The organism is Pseudofrankia sp. EUN1h, assembly GCF_001854645.1.
GTDB lineage: Bacteria > Actinomycetota > Actinomycetes > Frankiales > Frankiaceae > Pseudofrankia > Pseudofrankia saprophytica.
In genome coordinates, this window is sequence record NZ_MBLN01000022.1 from 1 (window position 1) to 5,306 (window position 5,306).

General features: G+C 72.1%; 5 protein-coding genes and 1 pseudogene. All 6 read left to right on the forward strand.

Annotated elements, in window-relative coordinates; translation table 11 throughout:
* The first annotated feature begins 447 nt into the window (after positions 1 to 447).
* Positions 448 to 822: a hypothetical protein gene (locus tag BCD49_RS43995; RefSeq protein WP_007515079.1), complete on the forward strand. Its 375-nt coding sequence runs from the start codon at positions 448 to 450 to the stop codon at positions 820 to 822.
* A gap of 335 nt (positions 823 to 1,157) precedes the next feature.
* On the forward strand, positions 1,158 to 1,622 hold the full coding sequence (locus BCD49_RS06495; protein WP_007515081.1) for a hypothetical protein: 465 nt from the start codon (positions 1,158 to 1,160) through the stop codon (positions 1,620 to 1,622).
* A 679-nt stretch (positions 1,623 to 2,301) separates the two neighbouring features.
* Complete coding sequence (locus tag BCD49_RS06500; RefSeq protein WP_071041273.1) at positions 2,302 to 3,363, forward strand: hypothetical protein; 1,062 nt, start codon at positions 2,302 to 2,304, stop codon at positions 3,361 to 3,363.
* Between the two features lie 311 nt (positions 3,364 to 3,674).
* The gene (locus BCD49_RS43440) at positions 3,675 to 3,842 is read left to right on the forward strand and encodes a hypothetical protein (RefSeq protein ID WP_157845259.1); all 168 of its coding nucleotides are present in this window, start codon (positions 3,675 to 3,677) and stop codon (positions 3,840 to 3,842) included.
* Between the two features lie 197 nt (positions 3,843 to 4,039).
* Positions 4,040 to 5,218: an NACHT domain-containing protein gene (locus BCD49_RS06505; protein ID WP_071041274.1), complete on the forward strand. Its 1,179-nt coding sequence runs from the start codon at positions 4,040 to 4,042 to the stop codon at positions 5,216 to 5,218.
* Between the two features lie 7 nt (positions 5,219 to 5,225).
* Positions 5,226 to 5,306: pseudogene (locus BCD49_RS44885) on the forward strand (IS6 family transposase); the annotation flags it as partial.

The following is a 5,306-nucleotide window of genomic DNA, read 5'->3' on the forward strand; positions in this document are numbered from 1 at the left end:
GCTCGCGACAGCGTTCGCCGAGCTCGCGCAGGCTATCTGATCAGGTCGCCAACTTGGCCCTGCCGTGCCTCGGGCCGGCTCAACGCAACAGCCCCAGCCCGGCTCCCCGCGCATCGCCGTCCACCAGGCCCGCCACGACCAGCCCCCGGACGACCCGTGGCCCCTCTACCCCCCGGACTGACCACCCGCAAGACACAGACCACCAGCCCGATGAGGGCTGGGGCCTGACGCTCGGCGCCTCGCCGCGGCGAGGCGCCGTAGTCCCGCCAGCCCCGCAATCCGTGTACTCCCATTGAATGGGAGTACACGGATTGCGGGGCTGATCTCGGTCATACGCCCGCGACTACCGCTCGCCGGCCGGCTCGTCCTCGTCCAGGCGGCGGTAGACGGTGGCGCGGCGGCTCGGCAGGATTCTGGCCGCGCTTTCTGGCAGGGGTGGATCGCCGTGTGCGGGCGTCCGATGGCGGTGGCGGTACAACCCTTCCCATAACCGACAACGGGGGAGCGGCCGGGCGTTCCGGCCGGCACCGGTTGCTGGCGGTGGCGGGGCTGGCCGGGCTGGGCACGGTCGCGGCGGTGGTCGCCATCTGGCGCCTGCCGGTCCGGGATGTACCCGGGCGGCTCCGACGGGGCGGTCCAGGCCCGGCCACAGCACTGCAGGGCGGGCTGCTGTTCGCCGGGGTCGTCGGCGTGCTCGCGCTGCCGCTCGGCACCGGCGGCCGCCGCTATGCGCCGGACTTCGCCGACGGCTGCGCGCGGCTCGCCGCGGCTCTGGTCGGCGGCCGCACCCTCGCTCAGCGCCAAGCCCGGTCGACGCGCTGACCGCTGACGGGGAGCGCTTTCGAGAGGACAGGATAAGAGGCATTACCCCATCCTTCAGATGATCGTTTGTGGGTTGCAGTGGGGGAACTCGTGCCGGTCGCCGTGCCGGTGCCGGCAACCCAAGATCAATCTCGCCGATAACCGCTGTTCCGTTGTTCCCCGACGCCGTCCTCCCGGCCGACGCCGTTGCCAGCGGACATGATCCCGCACCGCGCCCGCGCGATGGCCACGCCGGTCAGCCATATCCGCCCGATTTTCGGCGAATGCCACGGCGACCCCATAGGTGTCGAGGCCGCTACTCTGACCCCCGGTCGAAGACGATCAGGGGGATTCTCATGACACAGCCAGGCTTCCAACCGCCCTACGGCTACCCGCCACCGCCACCACCCGTACGCCGCTCCACGTTCCGCCGACTGCTACCCCTGTGGATCATCCTCGGCGTGCTGTTCATCGGCCTGGCCAGCTGCGCCATCGCCATCGGCGTGGCCGCCGGCCACACGGTGAAGCTCAACGGTCAGCATCCCGAGGATGTGCGCGTCGACAGCTGTACGACCGACACTGCTGGCGCGCTGCACGCGACGATCACTGTGACGAATAGGACCGACCGAACCGCGTCCTACGTGATCACGGTGGCGTTCACCGCGCCCGACGGCGCCCAACTCACCACCGGCCCCGCGTTCATCCCACGCCTCGGCCCCGGCCTGGCCGGACGGGAAGAAGTCCGTGGCTTCACCGGGCAGACAGTCGGCGGCCAGGTGGGCTGCCGGATCACGTCGGCCCAGCGGACCATCCTGTCCTGACCGGTCAGCGCGCGGGGCGGTGGGATTCCAGCGCGTAGGTCGTCGTACCGCCGTTCGTGCTCCGGCGGCGGTACACCCACACCTGGCCGTTCCGCACCGACGCGATCAGATTATGTTGATCTTCAACCTCGATGCGGTCTTTGCTCCGGCATCTCGATGGCAAGTGGAGGTCCCAGCCCGACTTCACCAACCCGGCGTTACCTTGGGCGCCGTGGGCAGCAGTTCGGACTTCGCCACCTCCCGTATCGACTGGGGCTCGGTCCCCGACTGGATCGGCGGCGTTGGCAGTGCCCTCGCCTTCGCCGGGTTCGCGGTCGCGTTCATCTGGGAAGTCAGGAAGCGCCGACAAGACGACGAACAGGGGGACCGCCGAGATACGGCAGAAAGGGGCAACGGGCTCAGCGGCGGCGGGCCGCGCGCGGGATCCCGGCCGGCCTGCCAGCGGGCCAGCGCCTCCGGCGGCACTCGGGCATAGCGCGCCAGGGAGGCGACCGAGGTGTGGCCCGAGTAGGACAGGAGCGTCGAGGTGTTCGCGCCGTCCTCGGCGGCGTGTGTGAGCGCCGAGTGGCGCAGCTGGCGCAACGTCGCCCCGCCCGAGCCCCGACCCCGCCCGTCGGTGAAAATGCCGCCGTGGCAGCCTGAAGCGGGACGTATCGGGATAAGTCGGATGGAGAGCTGCATGCTGGTCAGCGACGGTTTCGTGCCTGCGGCGGCCCGGCGCCCTCGGCGGYGCGTGCTGTCCGTACTCGCGGCCACGGTCGCGCTCGTGGCCGCAGGCGCGGCAGCGGGCTGCGGCTCCGGCGGCTCCGGCGGCTCGGTGCCGGCCTCGCTGACCCGGCAGGTCCCGCTCGGCGGGTGGGCCGCCACGCTGACGGCCACCCCGGTCCAGCTGTCCGGGTCGCTGGCGCCGACCGGCGCCACGCGCACGCTGTCGATCCGCTGGCGCCTGACCAACACCAAGGGCGCCGTCCTCCCTGTCCAGGCGCCGAGCCAGTCGGCGCTGGTCGACGCGGGCGGCCACCCGACCCGGGGCGCGGGTTACCCGACGCTGCCCACTACCGGCGCACCGGCGCCGCTGGTCGCCTGGCTGGGGCCGGGCGAGACGCTGACCGCGTCGATCCCCTACGTGGTGCCGGCCGGGGCGAGCGTGCGCACGGTCCGCTTCGGGCGGCTGCTGACCACGGGCGCCGCGCCGGCGTTCGGCGCGGCCGAATGGGCGGCCGAGACGATCCCCACCCGGCCGGACACCGCCGGACCGCCGGCGGTGCCGGGGCCGCTGCTCGCCCCCGGCGCCACGACCACCCTCACGGCGACGACGTTCGCCAGTGCACCCGGGACCAGCGGCGGACAGACGGGCCCGGACGCGTCCAACCCCGTCCACCTGGCGGTGACGCTGCGGCGAGTGGTCGACCCGGCGCCGGCGCAGAACGGCGGGGCCGCCACCGGGCCGGCGGGCTCCCACCTCGTCGTCGCCGAGTTCGACGTCCGCAACGTCGGTACGACCCCGAGCTGGGACCCCGCCGAGACGAGCATCTTCGACACGCAGGGGCAGGACTTCAGCCTGGGGTTCACCTTCAGCGGGCTCGGCCCGGACACGCCGGCCCAGACCCTCGAGGCGGGCGCGCGCCTCAGCGTCCTGCGCACCGTCGAGGTCCAGGACGGGGTGCAACTGCGGTACGTCCAGTTTGTGCTCGGCGGTGGCAGCGGGAACGTCGCGGTGGGCCGCTGGCGGGTGCGCTGAGGCGCCCGGATCGCCGGCCGCGGGCGCTGGGGGGCGAATCAGCTCTGTCCGGTCAGGCGTCTCTCGGAGGGGTCCGCCGAGACGGCAGAAAGGGCAATGCCCGGCTGGCCGTCGGCAGACGAACGTGAGCTGTAGCAGCCCCGGCCCTGTCGGGAGCAGCGGAACGAAGAGTCCCGACAGCGGGCGGGTGTCCGGTAACGAACGTTCATGAGACGCAGAGATCGACAATGCGTCTCCGCAGGTCGCATGCGTAACGCATGCCGTGTACGCACCTATGACACGCATACCCCCATTCGCGTTACGAACCGATCATGCATGTCAGCTACGGACGGGTCTCCCCCCGTGACCAGCGCGCCGCGCTGCAGGCGGCCGGCCGCGACGAGATCTTCATCGACAAGGCCGCAGGTAAGCTCGCCCACCGCCCCGAACTCGACAAACCATCTGTGAGCCGGGTGTCGGCTCCCAGTAGATCTGCATAGCCGTCCTGGTCGTGAGCTGGCGCTGCTCAGGTCGACTGGTCTACTCGGGCCGCTTGAGGTGTTCCGGTGGTTCTGCACCTTTCGGCGGACAGCTGCGGCGGTATCGAGGCCGGTGATGCCTGCCCTGCCCGGGTGTTTGGCGTGGCGGATGTCGGCCTTGTCGCTGGTGGTGACAGATCGGCGACGATGATGCTGTCATGGGGGGAACATGCACTGGGGGCGCCCGGGTCGTCGCGCTCGCGCTGCTGGGTGTCTCGGCTGTTCTGACGGCGGTGACAGTGGTGGTGGTGGGGGTGCCGGGCTCGGCGGCTGACTGGGTGACTGTCGTGGGGGCGCCTTTCGTGCCACCGGGTCTGTACCTGGCCTGGGCGGCCTACCAGGCCAACCGGCGAGAGGCAGYGGCCGGCGCACTGGACCTGGCCGGGGTCGCCGACCAGCTCGCGATCGCAGTACGCCGCCAGTGGGAGCACGAAGTCGGACTACGCCGGCTCAATGACCCGTATCCGCTGCCGGTGCGCTGGATCCCGGCGGACAGCGACCTGGTGCAGCAGTGGGAGTCGCTGGTGCGGCTGGCGAGCTCCGGAGCCGGCTGGCCACCACCCCCGCCGCCAACGCCACCGGGCACGCCGCAGGTGTGGGCGGCCGGGCCGGGCGACCTCGCCGGCGGTGACGGTGATCTCGCGGGTCTGCTCGACCGGGTCCCGACCGGCCGGCTGGTCGTGCTCGGCGAACCCGGGGCGGGCAAGACGATGCTCACCGTGCGCCTGGTCCTCGACCTGCTCGCCGCCGTCCGGCGTGCCCCGGGCGGGCCGGTCCCGGTCCTGGTCGCGCTGGCGTCCTGGAACCCCCACCAGCAGTCCCTGCACAGCTGGCTGGAGACCCGGCTGGCCATCGACTATCCCGGCCTGACCGAACCCGCACCGGGCGACGCCGAGACCAGCCGGGCCAAAGCGCTGCTCGACGCCGGGCTGATCCTGTCGATCCTCGACGGCCTCGACGAGATCGCCGACACGGTCCGCGGCGCCGCGATCGCCCGGATCAACGACGCGGCCCCTGCCGGAATCCGGCTGGTGGTCACTGCCCGCACCGACCCCTACCAGCGGGCGGTCTGCCCGCCCGGCGGACCCGAGATACGCCTGGCCGGCGCCGCCGGCATCCAGCTCTGCCCGCTGGACGCGGCCGTGGTCGCCGACTACCTACGTGCCTCCTCCGGCGGCCCAACCGGCGCCGCCCGCTGGGACCCCCTGCTCAACACCTGGCCGGCACCAGTCGCCCAGGCGCCGACGACCCCGCTGATGGCCACCCTCGCACGCACCATCTACAACGGGGCTGTTGCGTTGACTGGGCACCGTGGTCGGGTTGGCAGTCAGGCATGATCGACTGGTGCATCGTCGGCGTGTCCGTCCCGTGGTCGCGGCCTCCGAGTTCGCGGGGTTCCGGTTTCCACCGGAAGTGATCGTGCTG

Bases quoted from the DNA above. Each gene is read 5' to 3' on its own strand.
- BCD49_RS06495 (WP_007515081.1), top strand. From the start codon at position 1,158: ATGACACAGCCAGGCTTCCAACCGCCCTACGGCTACCCGCCACCGCCA.
- BCD49_RS43440 (WP_157845259.1), top strand. From the start codon at position 3,675: ATGCATGTCAGCTACGGACGGGTCTCCCCCCGTGACCAGCGCGCCGCG.